Annotated in this window: 20 protein-coding genes; 12 read left to right on the forward strand and 8 right to left on the reverse strand. The window is 65.1% G+C overall.

Features of this window, described 5'->3' with window-relative positions; genetic code table 11:
- Window positions 1–9: 9 nt before the first annotated feature.
- Window positions 10–1,362, forward strand: a complete 1,353-nt coding sequence (locus tag ACVWZ5_RS02825) for a glutamine synthetase family protein (RefSeq protein ID WP_457340393.1) — start codon at window positions 10–12, stop codon at window positions 1,360–1,362.
- A 133-nt stretch (window positions 1,363–1,495) separates the two neighbouring features.
- Window positions 1,496–2,269, forward strand: a complete 774-nt coding sequence (locus ACVWZ5_RS02830) for a TSUP family transporter (RefSeq protein WP_301143899.1) — start codon at window positions 1,496–1,498, stop codon at window positions 2,267–2,269.
- Between the two features lie 854 nt (window positions 2,270–3,123).
- On the opposite strand, the gene nudC is transcribed toward ACVWZ5_RS02830, so the two are convergent.
- Together nudC and ACVWZ5_RS02840 are read right to left on the reverse strand one after the other, a co-directional pair.
- Window positions 3,124–3,954, reverse strand: a complete 831-nt coding sequence (gene nudC / locus ACVWZ5_RS02835) for an NAD(+) diphosphatase (protein WP_062573530.1) — start codon at window positions 3,952–3,954, stop codon at window positions 3,124–3,126.
- Between the two features lie 36 nt (window positions 3,955–3,990).
- Complete coding sequence (locus tag ACVWZ5_RS02840) at window positions 3,991–4,803, reverse strand: crotonase/enoyl-CoA hydratase family protein (protein ID WP_028692407.1); 813 nt, start codon at window positions 4,801–4,803, stop codon at window positions 3,991–3,993.
- Between the two features lie 151 nt (window positions 4,804–4,954).
- Here ACVWZ5_RS02840 and nhaB point away from each other — a divergent pair, with 151 nt between their 5' ends.
- Together nhaB and ACVWZ5_RS02850 are read left to right on the forward strand one after the other, a co-directional pair.
- Window positions 4,955–6,457 (forward strand): sodium/proton antiporter NhaB, encoded by a 1,503-nt coding sequence (gene nhaB / locus ACVWZ5_RS02845; protein WP_050705228.1) that lies wholly within the window; start codon window positions 4,955–4,957, stop codon window positions 6,455–6,457.
- A 173-nt stretch (window positions 6,458–6,630) separates the two neighbouring features.
- Entirely contained in the window at window positions 6,631–7,245 is a 615-nt protein-coding gene (locus ACVWZ5_RS02850) for a dihydrofolate reductase family protein (RefSeq protein WP_062573527.1), read from the forward strand.
- A gap of 6 nt (window positions 7,246–7,251) precedes the next feature.
- Here the strand turns inward: ACVWZ5_RS02850 and ACVWZ5_RS02855 are convergent, their stop codons facing one another.
- Window positions 7,252–7,986 (reverse strand): alpha/beta fold hydrolase, encoded by a 735-nt coding sequence (locus tag ACVWZ5_RS02855; RefSeq protein WP_062573526.1) that lies wholly within the window; start codon window positions 7,984–7,986, stop codon window positions 7,252–7,254.
- A 139-nt stretch (window positions 7,987–8,125) separates the two neighbouring features.
- Between ACVWZ5_RS02855 and ACVWZ5_RS02860 the strand changes: the two genes are divergently transcribed.
- The 3 genes from ACVWZ5_RS02860 (at window position 8,126) to ACVWZ5_RS02870 (ending at window position 9,523) form a co-directional block, all read left to right on the forward strand.
- The gene (locus tag ACVWZ5_RS02860; protein ID WP_084941374.1) at window positions 8,126–8,392 is read left to right on the forward strand and encodes a GNAT family N-acetyltransferase; all 267 of its coding nucleotides are present in this window, start codon (window positions 8,126–8,128) and stop codon (window positions 8,390–8,392) included.
- A gap of 32 nt (window positions 8,393–8,424) precedes the next feature.
- On the forward strand, window positions 8,425–9,126 hold the full coding sequence (locus ACVWZ5_RS02865; RefSeq protein WP_062573524.1) for a YoaK family protein: 702 nt from the start codon (window positions 8,425–8,427) through the stop codon (window positions 9,124–9,126).
- Between the two features lie 154 nt (window positions 9,127–9,280).
- Window positions 9,281–9,523 (forward strand): hypothetical protein, encoded by a 243-nt coding sequence (locus ACVWZ5_RS02870; RefSeq protein WP_062573523.1) that lies wholly within the window; start codon window positions 9,281–9,283, stop codon window positions 9,521–9,523.
- On the opposite strand, the gene ACVWZ5_RS02875 is transcribed toward ACVWZ5_RS02870, so the two are convergent.
- A complete protein-coding gene (locus ACVWZ5_RS02875; RefSeq protein WP_186599518.1) occupies window positions 9,513–9,644 on the reverse strand; it encodes an alpha/beta fold hydrolase in 132 nt (43 codons plus the stop codon). The two genes, ACVWZ5_RS02870 and ACVWZ5_RS02875, sit on opposite strands and share 11 nt — an antisense overlap.
- Before the next feature lie 160 nt (window positions 9,645–9,804).
- Here ACVWZ5_RS02875 and ACVWZ5_RS02880 point away from each other — a divergent pair, with 160 nt between their 5' ends.
- Window positions 9,805–10,425 (forward strand): TetR/AcrR family transcriptional regulator, encoded by a 621-nt coding sequence (locus tag ACVWZ5_RS02880; protein ID WP_062573522.1) that lies wholly within the window; start codon window positions 9,805–9,807, stop codon window positions 10,423–10,425.
- Between the two features lies 1 nt (window position 10,426).
- Here ACVWZ5_RS02880 and ACVWZ5_RS02885 read toward each other — a convergent pair whose 3' ends face one another.
- Window positions 10,427–11,329 carry a LysR family transcriptional regulator gene (locus ACVWZ5_RS02885; RefSeq protein ID WP_457340394.1) on the reverse strand — a complete coding sequence of 301 codons (903 nt, stop codon included), beginning with the start codon at window positions 11,327–11,329 and terminating at the stop codon, window positions 10,427–10,429.
- 90 nt (window positions 11,330–11,419) lie between these two features.
- Between ACVWZ5_RS02885 and ACVWZ5_RS02890 the strand changes: the two genes are divergently transcribed.
- Window positions 11,420–12,775 carry an MFS transporter gene (locus ACVWZ5_RS02890; protein WP_084941372.1) on the forward strand — a complete coding sequence of 452 codons (1,356 nt, stop codon included), beginning with the start codon at window positions 11,420–11,422 and terminating at the stop codon, window positions 12,773–12,775.
- A complete protein-coding gene (locus ACVWZ5_RS02895; RefSeq protein WP_062573519.1) occupies window positions 12,768–13,169 on the forward strand; it encodes a DUF4440 domain-containing protein in 402 nt (133 codons plus the stop codon). Before ACVWZ5_RS02890 ends, ACVWZ5_RS02895 begins: the two co-directional genes overlap by 8 nt.
- A gap of 80 nt (window positions 13,170–13,249) precedes the next feature.
- On the opposite strand, the gene ACVWZ5_RS02900 is transcribed toward ACVWZ5_RS02895, so the two are convergent.
- The gene (locus tag ACVWZ5_RS02900) at window positions 13,250–13,942 is read right to left on the reverse strand and encodes a peptidase C39 family protein (RefSeq protein WP_062573518.1); all 693 of its coding nucleotides are present in this window, start codon (window positions 13,940–13,942) and stop codon (window positions 13,250–13,252) included.
- 204 nt (window positions 13,943–14,146) lie between these two features.
- Between ACVWZ5_RS02900 and ACVWZ5_RS02905 the strand changes: the two genes are divergently transcribed.
- Complete coding sequence (locus ACVWZ5_RS02905; RefSeq protein WP_028692419.1) at window positions 14,147–14,326, forward strand: hypothetical protein; 180 nt, start codon at window positions 14,147–14,149, stop codon at window positions 14,324–14,326.
- Between the two features lie 81 nt (window positions 14,327–14,407).
- Here ACVWZ5_RS02905 and ACVWZ5_RS02910 read toward each other — a convergent pair whose 3' ends face one another.
- On the reverse strand, window positions 14,408–15,163 hold the full coding sequence (locus ACVWZ5_RS02910) for a TerC family protein (protein WP_028692420.1): 756 nt from the start codon (window positions 15,161–15,163) through the stop codon (window positions 14,408–14,410).
- A gap of 15 nt (window positions 15,164–15,178) precedes the next feature.
- Window positions 15,179–15,418 (reverse strand): hypothetical protein, encoded by a 240-nt coding sequence (locus tag ACVWZ5_RS02915; RefSeq protein WP_028692421.1) that lies wholly within the window; start codon window positions 15,416–15,418, stop codon window positions 15,179–15,181.
- Window positions 15,419–15,550: 132 nt separating this feature from the next.
- Between ACVWZ5_RS02915 and nhaR the strand changes: the two genes are divergently transcribed.
- Window positions 15,551–16,444, forward strand: coding sequence for a transcriptional activator NhaR (gene nhaR, locus ACVWZ5_RS02920; protein ID WP_062361178.1), 894 nt, complete (start codon window positions 15,551–15,553; stop codon window positions 16,442–16,444).
- Window positions 16,445–16,450 lie beyond the last annotated feature (6 nt).

The raw sequence follows: 16,450 nt of genomic DNA on the forward strand, positions 1-16,450 counted from the left end.
AGCATGCCAATGACAAGTACAACAGGCTTCCCCGATCTGCTCAGCGAAGTACGCGCCTTCCGTACCCGACACCCCGAGGTGCGCTACGTCGACCTGATCAGCCTGGACATCCCCGGGCACTTCTACGGCAAGCGTTACCCCATCGACATGCTGGAAAAGGTGGCCGCCGGCAGCCCGCTCAAGCTGCCGCAGAACTGCGTGCTGCTCGGCGTGCAGGGCGGGCTGTTCCCCATCGGCGATTACTGCTTCAACGACGGTGACCCGGACGCCCCGCGCCGCCTGGTGCCCGGTACGCTGAAGCCGATTAATTGGGAGCGCGAGCCGCTGGGGCAGATGCTGATCACTTCGGACGGCACCGCGGCGCCCATCGAGTTCGAGCCCCGCGAGGTTCTGGCCCGCGTCCTGCAGCGCCTCGAACGCAAGGGCATCCGCCCGGTGGTGGCGTTCGAACTGGAGTTCTACCTGTTCGACCGGACGCTGAAGGACGGTCTGCCGCAGTTCCCCCGCGATCCGGCCAGTGGCGATGCCGACGACCAACCGAACATGCATATCGAGCGCCTTTCGCGGTTTTCCGATGTGTTACGCGAGATGGTCGAGACCGCCAATGCCCAGGGAGTGGACGCCAATGTCATCACCGCCGAGCTGGGCCCTGGCCAGTTCGAGATCAATTTCGCTCACTGCGACGAAGGTCTGCGCGCCGCCGACTGGGCGGCGCTGTTCTGTCGCAGCACCCGTGGCGTGGCGCTCAAGCATGGGCTGCGTGCGTCGTTCATGAGCAAGCCCTACCTACACGCGCCGGGCAGCGGCATGCATGTGCATGTCAGCCTCTACGACGCGGCCGGCAGCAACCTGCTCGCCGCCGACGCCCAGCGCCCGCTGCGCCACGCCGTGGCCGGCTGCCTGGCGCTGCTGCCGCACTGCATGCCGGTGTTCGCCGCCAACCACAACGCGTTTCGTCGCTATGGCGCCATGGTCAACGCCGCCAGCCGTGCGAGCTGGGGCTTCGAGGACCGCGACGCCTGCATTCGTATCCCCGAGTCGGATCCGCGCAACCTGCGGATCGAACACCGGCTGGCCGGGGCGGATGCCAATCCATATCTGGTGCTGGCGGCGATACTCTGCGGCATGGAGCACGGCCTCGATGCCGCGCAGGAGCCGATCACGCCGCTGAACGAGGATCGTGGCAGCGGGATCGACTTCCCCAAGGACATGCTCGGCGCGGTGGCGGCCATGCGCGGACACCCGGCAGTCAACGAAGGGCTGGGCGCAGAGTTCGTGATGGTCTATTGCGAAAACAAGCGCCAGGACCATCTGGCGTTTCTGCAGGAGGTCAGTGCGCGGGAGTATCGCTGGTTCCTGTAGGCCCTGTTGCTGCCTCTTCGCGGGTTTACCCGCGAAGAGGCTGGCACTGGAATCACGCGCCGCCCAGGATTACCATGCACCACCTCTGGCGCGGCCTTTTGCCGCACCCCGCCTTCCAGCCTGCGCACACCCCATGCCCTTCGACCTCACCGTAGAACCGCTCACCCTGCTGATCCTCGCCCTGGTCGCCTTCGTAGCCGGCTTCATCGACGCCATTGCCGGCGGCGGCGGGCTGCTGACGACCCCGGCGCTGCTCACCGCCGGCATGCCGCCGCACCTGGTGCTGGGCACCAACAAGCTCAGCTCGACCTTCGGCGCCGTCACCGCCAGCATCACCTACTACCGGCGCAAGCTGTTCCACCCGGCGCAGTGGCGCCTGGCGATCGTCGGCACCCTGGTGGGTGCGCTGATCGGCGCGGTTGTGGCCCACTACATGCCTGCCGAATGGCTGAACAAGATGCTGCCGGTGGTCGTCTTTGCCTGTGGCGTCTACCTGTTGTTTGGCGGCACGCCCAAGGCGCCATTGGACGCCGAGGCGCCGATCAGGAAGAAGTGGCAGTTCCCGCAGGGCTTCACCCTGGGCTTCTACGACGGTGTCGCCGGGCCCGGCACAGGTGCCTTCTGGACCGTGAGCACGTTGCTGCTCTATCCCATCGACCTGGTTCGCGCCAGTGGCGTGGCGCGTAGCATGAACTTCGTCAGCAACATCGCGGCGCTGACGGTGTTCATCATTTCCGGGCAGGTGGATTACATCGTTGGCCTGTGCATGGGGGTGTCGGTGATGATCGGGGCGTTCTTCGGGGCGCGTACGGCGATCAGTGGGGGGAGCAAGTTCATCCGACCGGTGTTTATTGCCGTGGTGTTGGCGTTGACTGTGCGGTTGGCTTGGCAGCATTGGTTTGGGTAGGGCTTGGGCTTGGGGGCGATTGTTTTGATTTTTGTATGCGCATTCGTAGAATATAACGACATTTAGTCACCTTTCCGCCTTTATGGCGGCCTACTTTTCTCTTGGGAAAAGTAGGCAAAACCGTTCCGCTCCGTTCATCCGGCCCCTACGCTGCGCTCCGGGGTCCCCTCGCTCCGTTCTTGCTCCCGGGAGGACCGCGCTGAACGCCCCATCCTGGGGCGCAGCGCTTGACGGCCATCCATGGCCGTCACCTCCCTCCGCAAGAACTCCGCTCGGCCTCCTGAAGTCGCAATTGGCGGCGCCTGGACTATCGCGCGCTTAGAAGCAAGAGCAAGAGCAAGAGAGCAAGAGCAAGAGCAAGAGAGCAAGAGCAAGAGGCGCGAAGTTAGTTGTTTTACCATTAGTTATGTATTGGCTGTTCAGGCCCTTTCGCGGGACAAGCCCGCTCCTACAGAGATCTATATAACGACGACTATTTCGTGGGAGCGGGCTTGCCCCGCGAAACAATCGAGAGATTAATTAAATTCCAACTAGCGACAGCTGCGCCAGCCCAGGCGCCGCCCGTAACTTCGCGACTTCAGGAGGCCGAATGGAGGTCTTGCGGAGGGAGGTGACGGGCATGGATGCCCGTCAAGCGCTGGGGCCCAGGATGGGCCCTGCAGCGCGGTCCTCCCGGGAGCAAGGCCGGAGTGAGGGAACCCGGAGCGAAGCGTAGGGCCGGATGAATGGAGCGCAACGGCTTTGGTTACTTTGGCCACGACCAAAGTAACCCGCCGTAAGGGCGCAAAGGTGAATAAGCGTCAACATCACAAATGAATGCGCCTACAACTTCCAAACCAACAAACCAACTCAACTCAGGCAGACAAAACCGGCTCAGGAAGACCCAACCGCCGAGCCACATACAGATCAATCAGATACCGAGCAATCGACCGCCCCGCCGGCAAAGGCGGCAACTCATGCACATTGAACCACCGCGCATCCTCGATCTCATCCGCCTGCATGACAATCTCCCCCCCAGCATACTCGGCATGAAACCCCAGCATCATCGAATGCGGAAACGGCCAGCACTGGCTGCCAACGTACTGGATGTTCCTGACCTCGACCGCCACCTCCTCACGCACCTCGCGCACCAGGCAGTCCTCGGCCGACTCCCCAGGCTCCGCGAACCCCGCCAGGGTGCTGTAGACCCCGGTCACGAAGCGCGGCGAACGGGCCAGCAGCACTTCGTCACCGCGAGTAATCAGTACGATCATGCTCGGTGAAATCCGCGGATAGCTGCGCAGGTCGCACGGCTGGCAATACATCGCCCGCTCCCAGCGAATCTGCGTCATGGCCTGCCCGCAACTGCCGCAGAAACGGTGCTCACGAGCCCAGGTACCGATCTGCGCGGCGTACCCAAGTACCTTGTAGGTATCGAAGTCGCCCTCGAGCATGAACCGGCGCAACCCCTGCCAGTAACACCCCGGCACCTCGCCGGCCCCGCGCAGCTCCAGCAGGAACACCGGCTGGCCATCGAAATGGCCGATACCATGCTCGCACAGCACGTCCAGGTCCTGGCGCTTGAGCCAGTCGCGGGGGAACAGCGCGCCGTTGGCGTCCACCAGGAACCCCTCCGGGCTGCGGGCGACGGCCAGCCCCCCGGTGATCTGCGGGTCGAGTACTGCGGTTGTCCAGCGTGCTGACATGGTTCGGGTCCCTAGGTGGCGCCCGCCACTGTCCAGTCAGTCGGCGAACGTCGGTTGCTGTTTGCTCATGTGCGCGGCCATGGCCACGCGCAGGTCTTCGGACTGCAGCATGGCGGCGTTCCAGGTGGCGATGTACTCCAGGCCATCGTCGATGCGATGGTCGCGCATGTAGCTGATCATCTCCTTGGTGCCGGCCACGGCGATCGGCGATTTTGCGGCAATCTCGCGGGCGATGGCAAAGACCCCGTCGAGCAGCGCCGCCTGGTCATCATAGACGCGGTTGACCAGGCCGATGCGCAGCGCTTCCTGGGCGTCGACCCGGCGGCCGGTGTAGGCCAGCTCACGCATGATGCCGTCGCCGATGATACGCGGCAAACGTTGCAAGGTGCCGACATCGGCGGCCATGCCCATGTCGATCTCCTTGATCGAGAACTGCGCGTCAGCGGCGCAGTAGCGCATGTCGCAGGCCGAAACCATATCGATGGCGCCACCGATGCAGTAGCCCTGGATCGCCGCCAGCACCGGCTTGCGGCAGTTGTCCACGGCGTTGAACGAGCCTTGCAGGCGCAGGATGGTGCGGCGCATCACCCGGGCATTGCGGCCGACGTCCTTGCCCAGTTGCTGCGCCAGGGTGGCCAGCATCGTCAGGTCGATACCGGAGGAGAAGTGCTTGCCGGCGCCGCTGATGACCACCACGCGCACCGCGTCGGTGTCGTCGATCCATTGGAAGATCTCGACCAGCTCTTCCCAGAAGGCGGCGTTCATCGCGTTGATCTTGTCCGGGCGGTTGATCTGCACGTGGGCGATGTTGTCGGTCAGTTCGACCTTGAACGCGGTGTATTCGGTCACGAGCGGCACTCCTGTGGGAAAAGGGTTCACAACGCCGGATCTTAGCGCACCCGCAAGGCTGCACATGTGCCAAAAGCCGGACTGGATGACTTGCACCCCAAGGCGCGATGCGGCACCTTGCGCCACTGCTGAATCAAAAGGATACAAATTCATGTCCCGTTCCCTGACCGGCGCCCTCGCCCATGGTTTCCTGGGCCAGTCGCCGCGTTGGTACAAGGCCGTCATCTGCCTGTTCCTGGTGCTCAACCCGTTGCTGCTGGCGACCCTTGGCCCGGTGGTTACCGGCTGGGTGCTGGTGATCCAGTTCATCTTCACCCTGGGGATGGCGCTCAAGTGCTACCCGCTGATGCCCGGCGGCCTGCTGCTGGTCGAGGCGCTGCTGCTGCGCATGACCACGCCCGAGGCCCTGTACGAAGAGCTGCAGCACAACTTCCCGGTAATCCTGCTGCTGATGTTCATGGTCGCCGGCATTCACTTCATGAAGGAACTGCTGCTGTATCTGTTCTCGCGGATCCTGCTGGGGGTGCGTTCCAAGGCGATACTGAGCCTGCTGTTCTGCGTGCTCTCGGCGTTTCTCTCGGCGTTCCTCGACGCCCTGACCGTGACCGCGGTGATCATCAGCGCCGCGGTGGGTTTCTATGCGGTGTACCACCGGGTTGCCTCGGGCACCAATCCACGGGAGGAGTCGGCGCTGGACAGCGACCACCAGGTCGAACAACTGCACCGCGACGACCTCGACCAGTTCCGCGCCTTCCTGCGCAGCCTGCTGATGCACGGCGCGGTGGGCACGGCGCTGGGCGGCGTGTGCACCCTGGTGGGCGAGCCGCAGAACCTGCTGATCGGCCATGAAATGGGTTGGCACTTCGCCGACTTCTTCCTCAAGGTCGCGCCGGTGTCGATGCCGGTACTGGCGGCAGGCCTGGTGACCTGCGTGCTGCTGGAGAAGCTGCGCCTGTTCGGCTACGGCACGCTGATGCCCGAGCGTGTGCGCCAGGTACTGGCCGCCTACGCCGCCGAGGACGACGCCGCGCGCACTCCGGCCCAGCGCATCGCCCTGGTGGTGCAAGGCCTGGCCGCGTTGATCCTGATCGTCTGCCTGGGCCTGCATATCGCCGAGGTTGGCCTGATCGGCCTGATGGTCATCGTGCTGATCACCGCCTTCACCGGCATCACCGACGAGCACCGCCTGGGCCGCGCGTTCCAGGACGCCATGCCGTTCACCGCGCTGCTGGTGGTGTTCTTCGCCGTGGTCGCGGTGATCCACCAGCAGCAACTGTTCAGCCCGCTGATCGCCTGGGTGCTGGCCCTGCCCAGCGAGCAGCAGCCGGGCATGCTGTACCTGGCCAACGGCCTGCTGTCGGCGATCAGTGACAACGTGTTCGTCGCCACCATCTACATCACCGAGGTCAAGCAGGCGTTCGTCAACGGCGCGATGAGCCGCGAGCACTTCGAAACCCTGGCGGTGGCGATCAACACCGGCACCAACCTGCCCAGCGTGGCCACGCCCAATGGCCAGGCGGCGTTCCTGTTCCTGCTGACCTCGGCGATCGCGCCGCTGGTTCGACTGTCCTATGGACGCATGGTGTGGATGGCCTTGCCCTACACCGTGGTCATGGGTGGCCTGGGCTGGTGGGCGGTGACCTACTGGCTGTAGCCGAACCCTCTGCAGGAGTGGCTTTAGCCGCTCCTGCAGGCGACCGCGCCTTTTCCCGCTTTCTCTCCTCCCGCGCCCCCATCCGTCGAACCCTGACTATCGTTCAGCCCTGCTGTCGATTCGCGCCAACCCCGTTCGACTATCCAGCACACCCACCCGAGGAGATTCATCCCATGCGCAAGCTCATCGTCGCCGCCTTCATCACCCTCGACGGCGTCATGCAGGCCCCCGGCGGTCCGCAGGAGGACACCAGCGGCGGCTTCACCCATGGCGGCTGGATCCCGCCGTTGGCCGACGAGGCCTTCGGCCAGGCCATGCAGACCCTGTTCAGCCAACCGTTCGAACTGCTGCTGGGGCGGCGCACCTACGACATCTTCGCCGGGTTCTGGCCAGAAGTCGGGCCCGAGGCGCCGGATCGTCCGTTGGCCGACCTGTTCAATGGCGTGGCCAAGCATGTCGCCACCCACCGTCCCGAATCCATCGAATGGCAAAACAGCCACACGTTGGGCGCCGATGTAACAGGCGCGGTGCGCGCGCTCAAGCAACAGGACGGCCCGGCGCTGCTGACCCAAGGCAGCGGTGAACTGGTACGCCAGCTGCTGGCGGCCGGGCTGGTGGACGAGCTGCGCCTGTTGATCCATCCCCTGCTGCTGGGGCGCGGCAAGCGCCTGTTCGGTGACGATGCACAGGCTGCAACCTTCAAGCTGGTGGAATCGAGCAGCACGCCCAACGGGGTACTGCTGGCGCATTACGTGCGCAGCGGCGAGGTACAGACAGGATCGTTCTGAGCCCGGTCAGTCGAGCAGGCGGGCGATGGCGTTGGCGAAGCCTTGCGGGTCTTCGAGCATCATCAGGTGCCCCGCACGCGGCAGCACGGTAAAACTGGCCGCCTGCTCCTCGGCCCAGTGCGGTACATCCCAACCAGCCCGTGAGTGTTCGCCGGCGACCAGGTGCACCGGTTTCGTGGCGAACAACGTGCGCAGCTCCGCCAGGTAACCTGGTACGCCGGTCACCGCGACCACCGAGCGCGCCATGGCCTGCAGCGTGCCCGCGCCCTGGTGGGCCAGCCACTGGTTCGCCAGCGCCAGGCGCCCGGCATCGGCCATGATGCCGGAGCGGGCCAGCCAGGCAGAGGCATCGTCACGATAACCTTGCAGCAACGCTTCGGCCTCGACTGGGGCCATGCGCGCCACTGACACCGACCAGAACGCGTCCTTCAAGGTGAAGTTGCCCTCGACACTGATCACGCTCGCCACGCTGGCTGGATAGCGCCGGGCGAACAGCATCGCCACCACTCCACCCACGGAGTGGCCGAGCAGGTGCACATAGGGCAGGTTGCGCGCCAGCAGGATCTGCCGCAGGTGCTCGACCTGGGCGTCGATATCGACCAGCGTCGACGGCGTGTCGTCCAGGCTGCCGTAGCCGAGCAGGTCCGGGGCAAACACCTTCCTGGGTCGCAAGGTGCGCTGAAACGTCGGGTGATCCAGGCAGCCGATCAGGCCATTGACCATTACCACGGGCGTATCCATTGCCATTGCCTGCCTCGACACTGTGCTTGCGGGAAGCCCGCAGCATGCGACCTGCCCCGGTGATTTAACAGCACAATCCCATTGCACCGCGCCAATCAGCGTTTTCCCGTACGCCCTTGTTACGATCGCCGCCACCGGCATGCTCGACCTGCACAGCGGCGAACTGGGCGCACTGTTCGTACTGCCGTCGTTCATGGGCCAGGGCATCGCCCGCAGGATGGTCGAACACCTCGAAGGCATCGCCCGGGTCGAGGGCCTGGAAACGGTCCATCTGGATGCCACCCTCAACGCCGCCGCGTTCTATCGCCGCTGCGGCTACGTCGGCGAAGCACAATCGACCTACCAGTCGCCCTTTGGCCTCGAACTGTCCTGCATCCCCATGCGCAAGGCCATGGTCCGGGTATAAGATCAGAGCCCCCTGCCCCGGAGACCCGTCCCATGCTGCCCACCGCCCCCTCCCTGCACAGTGCACGCCGCGTCCGCCTGCAGGCCTTGCGCGGGCGGGTCGGCCTGGGGCTGGTGGCCGGGCTTTCGGTGCTGGCCGGCATGACCGATGCCGTCGGCCTGCTGGCGCTGGGCGACTTCGTCTCGTTCATGAGCGGCAACACCACGCGCCTGGCGGTGGCCATCAGCCAGGCGGACCTGGCCCTGATCCTGCGCCTGGCCTTGGCGATCCTCGGTTTCGTGCTGGGCAACACCCTGGGTGTCCTGCTGGCCCGGCGCCTGAACCGGCGCGCCGCGCCCTTGCTGCTGATCGTCGCCACCCTGCTGGCCTTCGCCGCGGCCTGGCCGGCGTCGATCACCTTCCCCGCGCTGATCGCGGCCACCCTGGCCATGGGCATGCTCAACGCGGTGGTCGAGCAGGTAAACGGCCTGCCGATCGGCCTGACCTACGTCACCGGCGCGCTGTCGCGCTTCGGCCGTGGCCTGGGACGTTGGCTGCTGGGAGAGCGGCGCGATGGCTGGCGAGTGCAACTGGTGCCCTGGAGCGGCATGCTGCTGGGCGCCGCGCTCGGCGCCTGGCTGCAACAACGGCTTGGCTTGCAGGCGTTGGCAGCCAGTTGCGCCCTGGCCTGCCTGCTGGCGCTGGTGACGGTGTTCATTCCGCGGGCCTGGCAGTTGGGCTACATGCCGCGCTGAGGGCGGACCAAACAGTGCAAGCCCGTACCTGCAGGATATGCGCATGCTTCGATAATCACTATCGAGCCCAGCAATTTCCAAAGCGTCAACGCGGCCCATAACCTGAGTTCATCGATTCGACACCCTCGAATCCCAGGCTCACGGAACCGCCCCGATGAACACCACCGCCCGCCACCTCCTCGCTGCCCTGGCCATCGCTGTGCTCAGCGGCTGCGCCAGTCATCCCGAGCTACGCCCCTATACCGCCGAGGAAACCCGTCAGCTGCAACTCGAGGCGCTGCAGCGTCAGGGCCTGAGCCTGGAGGAATACGAGCAGCGCAAACTGGCGGTGTCGCGCGCCGGCCGCCCGCAGGTGGTGACCGACGCCGCCAGGACCCGGACCGCGATCAGCGGTTGACCTCGACCTCCTCCAGGAACGCCAGCAGGTGCTCGTTGAACGACACCGGCGCTTCCTCCATGACGAAGTGCCCGCAACCCGGCTGGATCACACCCTGCACCGCGTCGGCGTGCCCCCGCATCGTCAGCCGCGCACCGAGTCGATCATGCGCCTGCGCCAGGCATTGACCCTGCTGCCGAACAGCCAGGGTTTACACGTCTCCCTGCAGGAGCGCGAGGCCGTTAACCTTGGCCCTGGCAAAGCTGTTAGCCTTGCCCTGTTCAGGTCACCACGGACAGCCCATGGCCAACCACAAGATCGAGATCCGCAGGCGCAACGTCGAGAAAATCCTGCAAGCCGCCGAGCAGGTGTTCGCCGACAAGGGCTACGGCGCCACCTCCATGGGCGATATCGCCGAGCTGGCGCAACTGCCGCGCTCCAACCTGCACTACTACTTCAGCACCAAGGACGAGCTGTACCGCGCCGTGCTGCAGGACCTGCTGGATGTGTGGAAGCAGGACGCCCTGTGCTTCGAGCGCTTCGACGACCCCAGGGTGGTGCTGACCAGCTACATCCGCGCCAAGATGGGCCACTCGCGCTCAAGGCCGCTGGGCTCGAAGATCTGGGCCGAGGAGATGCTCCACGGCGCCCCGCTGCTCGGCGCCAGCCTGGACGAAATCCTGGTGCCCTGGGCGCAGCTCAAGCAAGCGAAGATCCGCAGTTGGGTCGAGGAACGCCGCATCCTGCCGGTGGAGCCGTCTGCGCTGCTGTACATGATCTGGGCCGCGACCCAGCACTACGCCGACTTCGGCTACCAGGTCAACCTGCTCAATGGCGGCGAGTCGCTGTCCGACGTGGCGTTCGAGCAAGCGGTGCAGACCGTCACCGGCGTCATCCTGCGCGGTATCGGCCTGGAGCCATGAACTAGCGCCCCAGGTGCTCGCACAGGAAGTCGATGAACACCCGGGTCTTGTGCGGCACATGGCTGCTGTTCGGGTAGACGACGCTGATGGGCTGCGCCGGCAGGCTGTAGTCCGGCAACACGCGCTGCAACCTGCCGGCGTCCAGATCCTCCTCGACCAGCCAGGCAGGCAGCACTGCCACGCCCAGCGCGGCGCAGGCCATCGCCCGGATGGCGTGGGACGCATTGGACTGGTAGACCGCCTTGCCCACCACGCTCGCACTGCCACTGCGCGTTGCGCGCAAGGTCCAACTGGTCGGGCTGCGCAGGTTGCTATTGGCGATCCAGGGTACCTGCGCAAGGTCGGCAGGCTCGGTGATGGCATGGCGAGCGAGAAAGGGCGGTGAGGCCACCAGCAGAATGTCGTAGTCAGCCAGCTTGCGACTGCGCAGGTTCGAGTCCATCAGGGCACCGAGGCGCACCACCAGGTCGAGCCGTTCGGCAATCAGGTCGCTCAGCGACGAGTCGGTCTCGTAGCTGATCGACAACGCTGGGTAGCGCTCGGCGAACACCGGGATCAGCGGCAGGATGAAGCGCTCGCCGTACTCCCCGGTGGTACTGATGCGCAGTCGGCCCGATACGCCATTGTGCCGGCGCAGCACACTGTCGAAGGCGCCTTCGACATCGCTGACGATCACCTTGAAGTCTTCGTAGAAACCTTGGCCGGTTTCGGTCAGGGCGATGGAACGGGTGCTGCGCGCCAGCAGCGTCACTCCCAGGGCCTGCTCCAGCGCCTTGACGTGCTGGCTGGCCATGGCTTTGCTGATGCCGAGAAAGTCCGCCGCCTTGGTAAAGGAGCCGAAATCGACCACCGCCAGAAACGTCTGCACCCGGTTGAGCTGGGTGTGGAGGGCCGTGCGCGGCATTGTTCACTTCCATCAAACAGAGTTTCAAGGGTAGCGATATCGACGGGGACAGTCCACGGCACCTACGCTGCGCGCCGAAAAGGAGTGGCAATGACGTACCGATATCGTGTGGCAACGATCTTCCTGATGGGCTTCTTCATCGACTGCATCAACCTGTTCATGCCGACCGTGGCGTTGCCGCGGATCACGGACCAGTTCGCCATTGGCAATGCCAGCAGCGCCTGGGTCGGCAACGCCTACATGCTCGGGCTGACCCTGGCCGTGCCGGTGAGCACCTGGCTGGCGAACCACTGGGGCGCGCGGCGCCTGCTGTGCGCCGCGATGCTGGGGTTCAGCGTGGCAGTTTGGGGCTGTGGGGAAGCCGCAAGCTTCGCTGCGCTGATCGCCTGGCGTCTGCTCCAGGGGATGGCCGGTGGCCTGCTGATCCCTGTGGGGCAAGCGCTGACCTTCGAGCGGTTCCAGGGCCCGGAGCGCGCCCGCGTGTCCACCCTGGTGATGGCCGTGGCGCTACTGGCGCCGGCGCTGTCGCCGACCCTCGGCGGGATGATCGTCGACCATGGCCGATGGCCGTGGGTCTTCCACTGCAACATTCCGCTGGCCCTGCTGACGGCGGCGCTGGCCTGGGCCTGGATTGACCAGACGCCCGGCCCAACAGCCTCCCGCCCGGACTTCAAGGGATTGCTGCTGGTCAGCGCCACCCTCGCCTGCCTGCTGCTGGGTCTGTCGCTGTACGGCGCTGGCCATGGCCTCGCGCTGACCATCGCCTGCCTGCTGGCCAGCGTGTCCTGCGCCCTGCTGTACCGCGCCCACTACCGACGCTCGGCCGGCGGCATCGTCGAACTCAAGCTGCTCGGCAGCCCTCGTCTGCGGGTCTCGATGCAGGTCTACCATGCGATCCCTGGTGTGTTCACTGGGGTCAACCTGCTGAACATCTTCTACCTGCAGGACGTGTTGGAACTGAGCGCCCAGGCCACCGGCCTGTTCATGTTGGTCTATGCCACCGGAGCCTTGGCCGCCATGCTGGTGGCCGGCCGCCTGTACAACCGCGTCGGTGCCGTCCGCCTGCTGCTGCTCGGCCTGCTTCTGCACAGCCTGGGTATCAGCCTGCTGATATGGGTCGCCACGCCGACGGATAGCGCCGCACTGGTCGCGGCCTACGGCCTCATGGGTATCGGCGGCGGCGTCGGCGCCAACACCGCGCAGACGACCGCGCTGCTCGATTTCAGCGGCGAGCGGATGCAGCAGGCCAGCGTACTGTGGAACCTCAATCGACAGATGGCCTTCAGCGTCGGCGCAGCCTTGCTGCTGATGATCCTCAACCTGCTGCTGGTGGACCTGGACGCGTCTTCGGCCTATCGCCTGACCTTTGCCCTGGCCGCGCTGCTGGGGCTGCTGCCATTGTTGGTACTGAACACACTGCCCAAGGAGAACCACGCCCATGCCTGAACACGCGATTGCCCGCGCCGAACGCAGCATTCATCACGTCCACGAACTGATCCAGATGATCTTCACTCGGTCGGCGGCCGAGACCCAGTCGGTGCTCGGCGGCCTGATGGCGGTGTTCGCCGACGATTTCAGCATGGTGGGCACGACAGGCAGTCTAGTGGGCCGCCAGCAGGTCGAGCAGTTGTTCAAGGGGGCCGCAGGCACACGGCCCGGGCTGCAGATCACGGTCGGCGATGTGCAAGTGGTGTGGCAGGCCGGGGTGAATGTGGCGGTGCGCTACAAGGAAACCCACCGCGCGCAGGACGTGACACTGGCACGCTGGTCGCTGGCATTGCTCGAATGCAGCGACCGTGGGGTGGTGTGGCGCTGCCTGCACGAGACGGCGATCCAATAAGCCCTTTCGCGACAATGCTCTCATTCGATCGGTAGAGGCACGTTTGAGCTGCAGGCGGCGTCCTGCAACTGGCCAAGCCATCACTGGCCCAGGCTGGCAACCGCCTGCCTGGCGGCAATCTCCTGCCCTGAACGGGCCAGCTCATCCGCCGCCCGCAACCAGCGCTGGCGATCCACCTCGGCCGGCAGCTGCCGTGGCGACTGCAGCAGCACCGCCCAACTGCCCTCCTTGGCCCACGCCGATTCGAAATCATCGAAGGCCATCGACTGCCGTCGATGCATGCCCGAACGCAACAGCACCCGCTGCTTGTAGCGGTCATAGCCGATCAGCACGGCGTAGCGCGTCTCGCTCCACCAGGCCGAACCTTCCTGGAAGCGCAGCAGCACCGGATAACCGGCGGCCACCTGCGCGAGCAAGGCGTCCAGGTGCTTGTCCAGCGGGTACACCACCCGGCCATACTCGCGGGCAACCCGAGGGATGCCGGTATCCAGCGATTCGGCGGCCTGGGGCAGGCCCAGCGCCTTGTCGAGCAGGCCCGGGGTAATCGGCGCGCCCTGTTGCGACAGCACCGCGGCCAGGGCCATCGAGCCGCTGTGGTTGGCGTTGCCGCGATAGAACGGCACGCTGCTGATCTCGACCCGCTGCGCCAGGCCCTTGAGTGCGGCCGGCGGCGAGCTTGCGCAACCGGAAAGGGTCGCCACCACCAGGCAGGCGGCCAGCAGGCGACGTGGGCCCAGGGCCCGAAACTTGGAGAGCTTTTGCAACGTGGACACTCGCTTGTTCCGCGGTCAGGCAGGCAGCGCCCGACCAAGAAGCCGATCATAGGACGCTGGCGCCTGCGGGTATAGCCCGGCGCGGGCTTGGAACAAAACAACCCAAGGACTAGACCTTCGGTCAATGGAACGTCATAGGCGACGGGCTAGACTAAAGCTGTGTCTGGATGGCGAGTCTGGCTCGCCAGAGATAAGGAGGCACACATGAGCCTGACAATGGCAATTCTAATGCTGGTCGGCATGTGGCTCAGCGTTGCGGCGGCCATGCTCTGGGGGGTGTTGCGCATCGTGCGCCGGCATTCCCACCCTCATCACCTGCCACCCCATGCACTGGCCAAGGCCCAGCCCATGCGCCGTGTCCGACGCCATGCCGGGGCTCATTGACAGCATCTACACACCTCGAGCCATGAACGACAAGAGGGAGCCCAGGCTCCCTCTTGCTTATTATCATTTGTAGCTTGCGGCTCAGTTGCCCTCGGCCGCCTCACGCTTCAGGCGTGCCCGACGCGCCAGGATGTTGAGGATCTCGATCGCCGTGGAGAACGCCATGGCCGCATACACATAACCTTTCGGCACATGTGCGCCGAAACCTTCGGCGATCAGGGTCATGCCGATCATGATCAGGAAGCCCAGGGCCAGCATCACCACGGTCGGGTTGTCGTTGATGAACTTGGCCAGCGGGTCGGCGGCTACCAGCATCACGATGACGGCGCTGATCACGGCGATGATCATGATCGGCAGGTGCTCGGTCATGCCCACGGCGGTGATGATGCTGTCGATCGAGAAGACGATGTCCAGCAGCAGTATCTGGAAAATCGCTGCGGTGAAGCCGATGGTCACGGTGCTGCCAACCTTGGACTCTTCCTTGGCGCCGTGAGGGTCGACGCTTTCATGGATCTCCTTGGTCGCCTTCCACAGCAGGAACAGGCCACCGGCGATGAGGATCATGTCCTTCCACGAGAACGTGTGGCCGAACACCTCGACCACAGGCTCCGTCAGCTGGACGATCCAGGCCACGGTACTGAGCAGCGCCAGGCGCATGACCAGGGCCATGCTGATACCGATACGCCGTGCCTTGGAGCGGTATTGCTCAGGCAGCTTGTTGGTGAGGATGGAGATGAAGATCAGGTTGTCGATGCCAAGCACGACCTCCATGGCCACCAGGGTGGCGAGGGCAACCCAGGCGGTAGGGCTTGCGGCGAGTTCCAGCAAATATTCCATTGGTCAGTCCTGCTCTCAGATGTCCTGGGTGTCTTTCTTGTCGTCTTCGGCCTTGGCCTTCTCGGCATCGCCGCCGATGGCGTCGCTCAGGGCCTGCTGGGCGGCGTCGTTGGTCTTGTCGATGGCCTGCTTGGCGGTTTCGGCGGCCTGGTCGAGCATCTGCTGGGCGGATTTCTCGGCCTGGTCGCAACCGGACATGGCGAGCAGGGCCAGTGCCAGCACCAGCGGTGTACCAATGGATTTGAGTTGTAGCATGGGGTCCTCGCTTGTCGAATGCCGGGCGGCGCGCCATGCGCCTGATGGGGAGGCATTCTAAAGAGACTGAAACATCCGGAAAATTCGTTTTTTCGGCGTGTATACTTCGGTTTTTCCGAACTGAGGCAGGCCATGCTCAACTACCGCCAGCTCCACTATTTCTGGGCCGTGGCCAAGACCGGCAGCATCGCCCGCGCCAGCGAGCAGCTGAACCTCACCCCGCAGACCATCAGCGGCCAGATCAGCCTGTTCGAGCAGACCTGGAACCTGGAGCTGTTCCAGCGCGTCGGCCGCCAGCTGGAGCTGACCGAGACCGGGCGCCAGGCGCTGGTCTACGCCGAGCAGATGTTCCAGATCGGCGGCGAGCTGGAAGCCATGCTGCGGGCCGGGCCACAGGAGCAGATTCTGTTTCGCGTGGGGGTGGCCGACGTGGTGCCCAAGTCCATCGTCTACCGCTTGCTGGCGCCGACCATGGAGCTGGACGAGGTGCTGCGCATCAGCTGCCGCGAGGACAAGCTCGAACGGCTGCTGGCGGACCTGGCGATCCAGCGCCTGGACCTGGTGATCTCCGATAGCCCCATGCCCAGCCACCTGGACATCAAGGGCTACAGCCAGAAACTCGGCGAATGCGGCCTGAGCTTCTTCGCCACGCCCACGCTGGCCGATCGCCTCGACCGGCCCTTCCCCGCCTGCCTGGACGACGCACCGTTGCTGATCCCCGGCCAGGAGACCGTGGTGCGTAGCCGGCTGCTGCGCTGGCTGGCCGAGCAGCAGGTGCAGCCGCGCATCGTCGGCGAGTTCGACGACAGCGCGCTGATGCAGGCCTTCGGCCAGTCGGGCAGCGGCATCTTCGTCGCCCCCAGCGTGATCGCCGAGGAAGTCTGCCGCCAGTACGGCGTGCGGCTGATCGGCCAGACCGAGGCCGTGAACGAGTCGTTCTACGCCATTTCGGTAGAGCGCAAGGTCAAGCACCCGGGGATCCTGGCGATCACCGAGGGCGCGCGGCGGGAGTTGTTTCACTGGTAGGTCGGC

This window comes from Pseudomonas sp. TE6283, from assembly GCF_054060555.1.

Excerpts from the sequence above, each read along its gene's own strand:
- ACVWZ5_RS02825 (WP_457340393.1), top strand. The coding sequence starts at position 10 with ATGACAAGTACAACAGGCTTCCCCGATCTGCTCAGCGAAGTACGCGCC.
- ACVWZ5_RS02830 (WP_301143899.1), top strand. The coding sequence starts at position 1,496 with ATGCCCTTCGACCTCACCGTAGAACCGCTCACCCTGCTGATCCTCGCC.
- nudC (WP_062573530.1), bottom strand. The coding sequence starts at position 3,954 with ATGTCAGCACGCTGGACAACCGCAGTACTCGACCCGCAGATCACCGGG.
- nhaB (WP_050705228.1), top strand. The coding sequence starts at position 4,955 with ATGTCCCGTTCCCTGACCGGCGCCCTCGCCCATGGTTTCCTGGGCCAG.
- ACVWZ5_RS02850 (WP_062573527.1), top strand. The coding sequence starts at position 6,631 with ATGCGCAAGCTCATCGTCGCCGCCTTCATCACCCTCGACGGCGTCATG.
- ACVWZ5_RS02855 (WP_062573526.1), bottom strand. The coding sequence starts at position 7,986 with ATGGATACGCCCGTGGTAATGGTCAATGGCCTGATCGGCTGCCTGGAT.
- ACVWZ5_RS02860 (WP_084941374.1), top strand. The coding sequence starts at position 8,126 with ATGCTCGACCTGCACAGCGGCGAACTGGGCGCACTGTTCGTACTGCCG.
- ACVWZ5_RS02865 (WP_062573524.1), top strand. The coding sequence starts at position 8,425 with ATGCTGCCCACCGCCCCCTCCCTGCACAGTGCACGCCGCGTCCGCCTG.
- ACVWZ5_RS02870 (WP_062573523.1), top strand. The coding sequence starts at position 9,281 with ATGAACACCACCGCCCGCCACCTCCTCGCTGCCCTGGCCATCGCTGTG.
- ACVWZ5_RS02875 (WP_186599518.1), bottom strand. The coding sequence starts at position 9,644 with ATGCGGGGGCACGCCGACGCGGTGCAGGGTGTGATCCAGCCGGGTTGC.
- ACVWZ5_RS02880 (WP_062573522.1), top strand. The coding sequence starts at position 9,805 with ATGGCCAACCACAAGATCGAGATCCGCAGGCGCAACGTCGAGAAAATC.
- ACVWZ5_RS02885 (WP_457340394.1), bottom strand. The coding sequence starts at position 11,329 with ATGCCGCGCACGGCCCTCCACACCCAGCTCAACCGGGTGCAGACGTTT.
- ACVWZ5_RS02890 (WP_084941372.1), top strand. The coding sequence starts at position 11,420 with ATGACGTACCGATATCGTGTGGCAACGATCTTCCTGATGGGCTTCTTC.
- ACVWZ5_RS02895 (WP_062573519.1), top strand. The coding sequence starts at position 12,768 with ATGCCTGAACACGCGATTGCCCGCGCCGAACGCAGCATTCATCACGTC.
- ACVWZ5_RS02905 (WP_028692419.1), top strand. The coding sequence starts at position 14,147 with ATGAGCCTGACAATGGCAATTCTAATGCTGGTCGGCATGTGGCTCAGC.
- ACVWZ5_RS02910 (WP_028692420.1), bottom strand. The coding sequence starts at position 15,163 with ATGGAATATTTGCTGGAACTCGCCGCAAGCCCTACCGCCTGGGTTGCC.
- ACVWZ5_RS02915 (WP_028692421.1), bottom strand. The coding sequence starts at position 15,418 with ATGCTACAACTCAAATCCATTGGTACACCGCTGGTGCTGGCACTGGCC.
- nhaR (WP_062361178.1), top strand. The coding sequence starts at position 15,551 with ATGCTCAACTACCGCCAGCTCCACTATTTCTGGGCCGTGGCCAAGACC.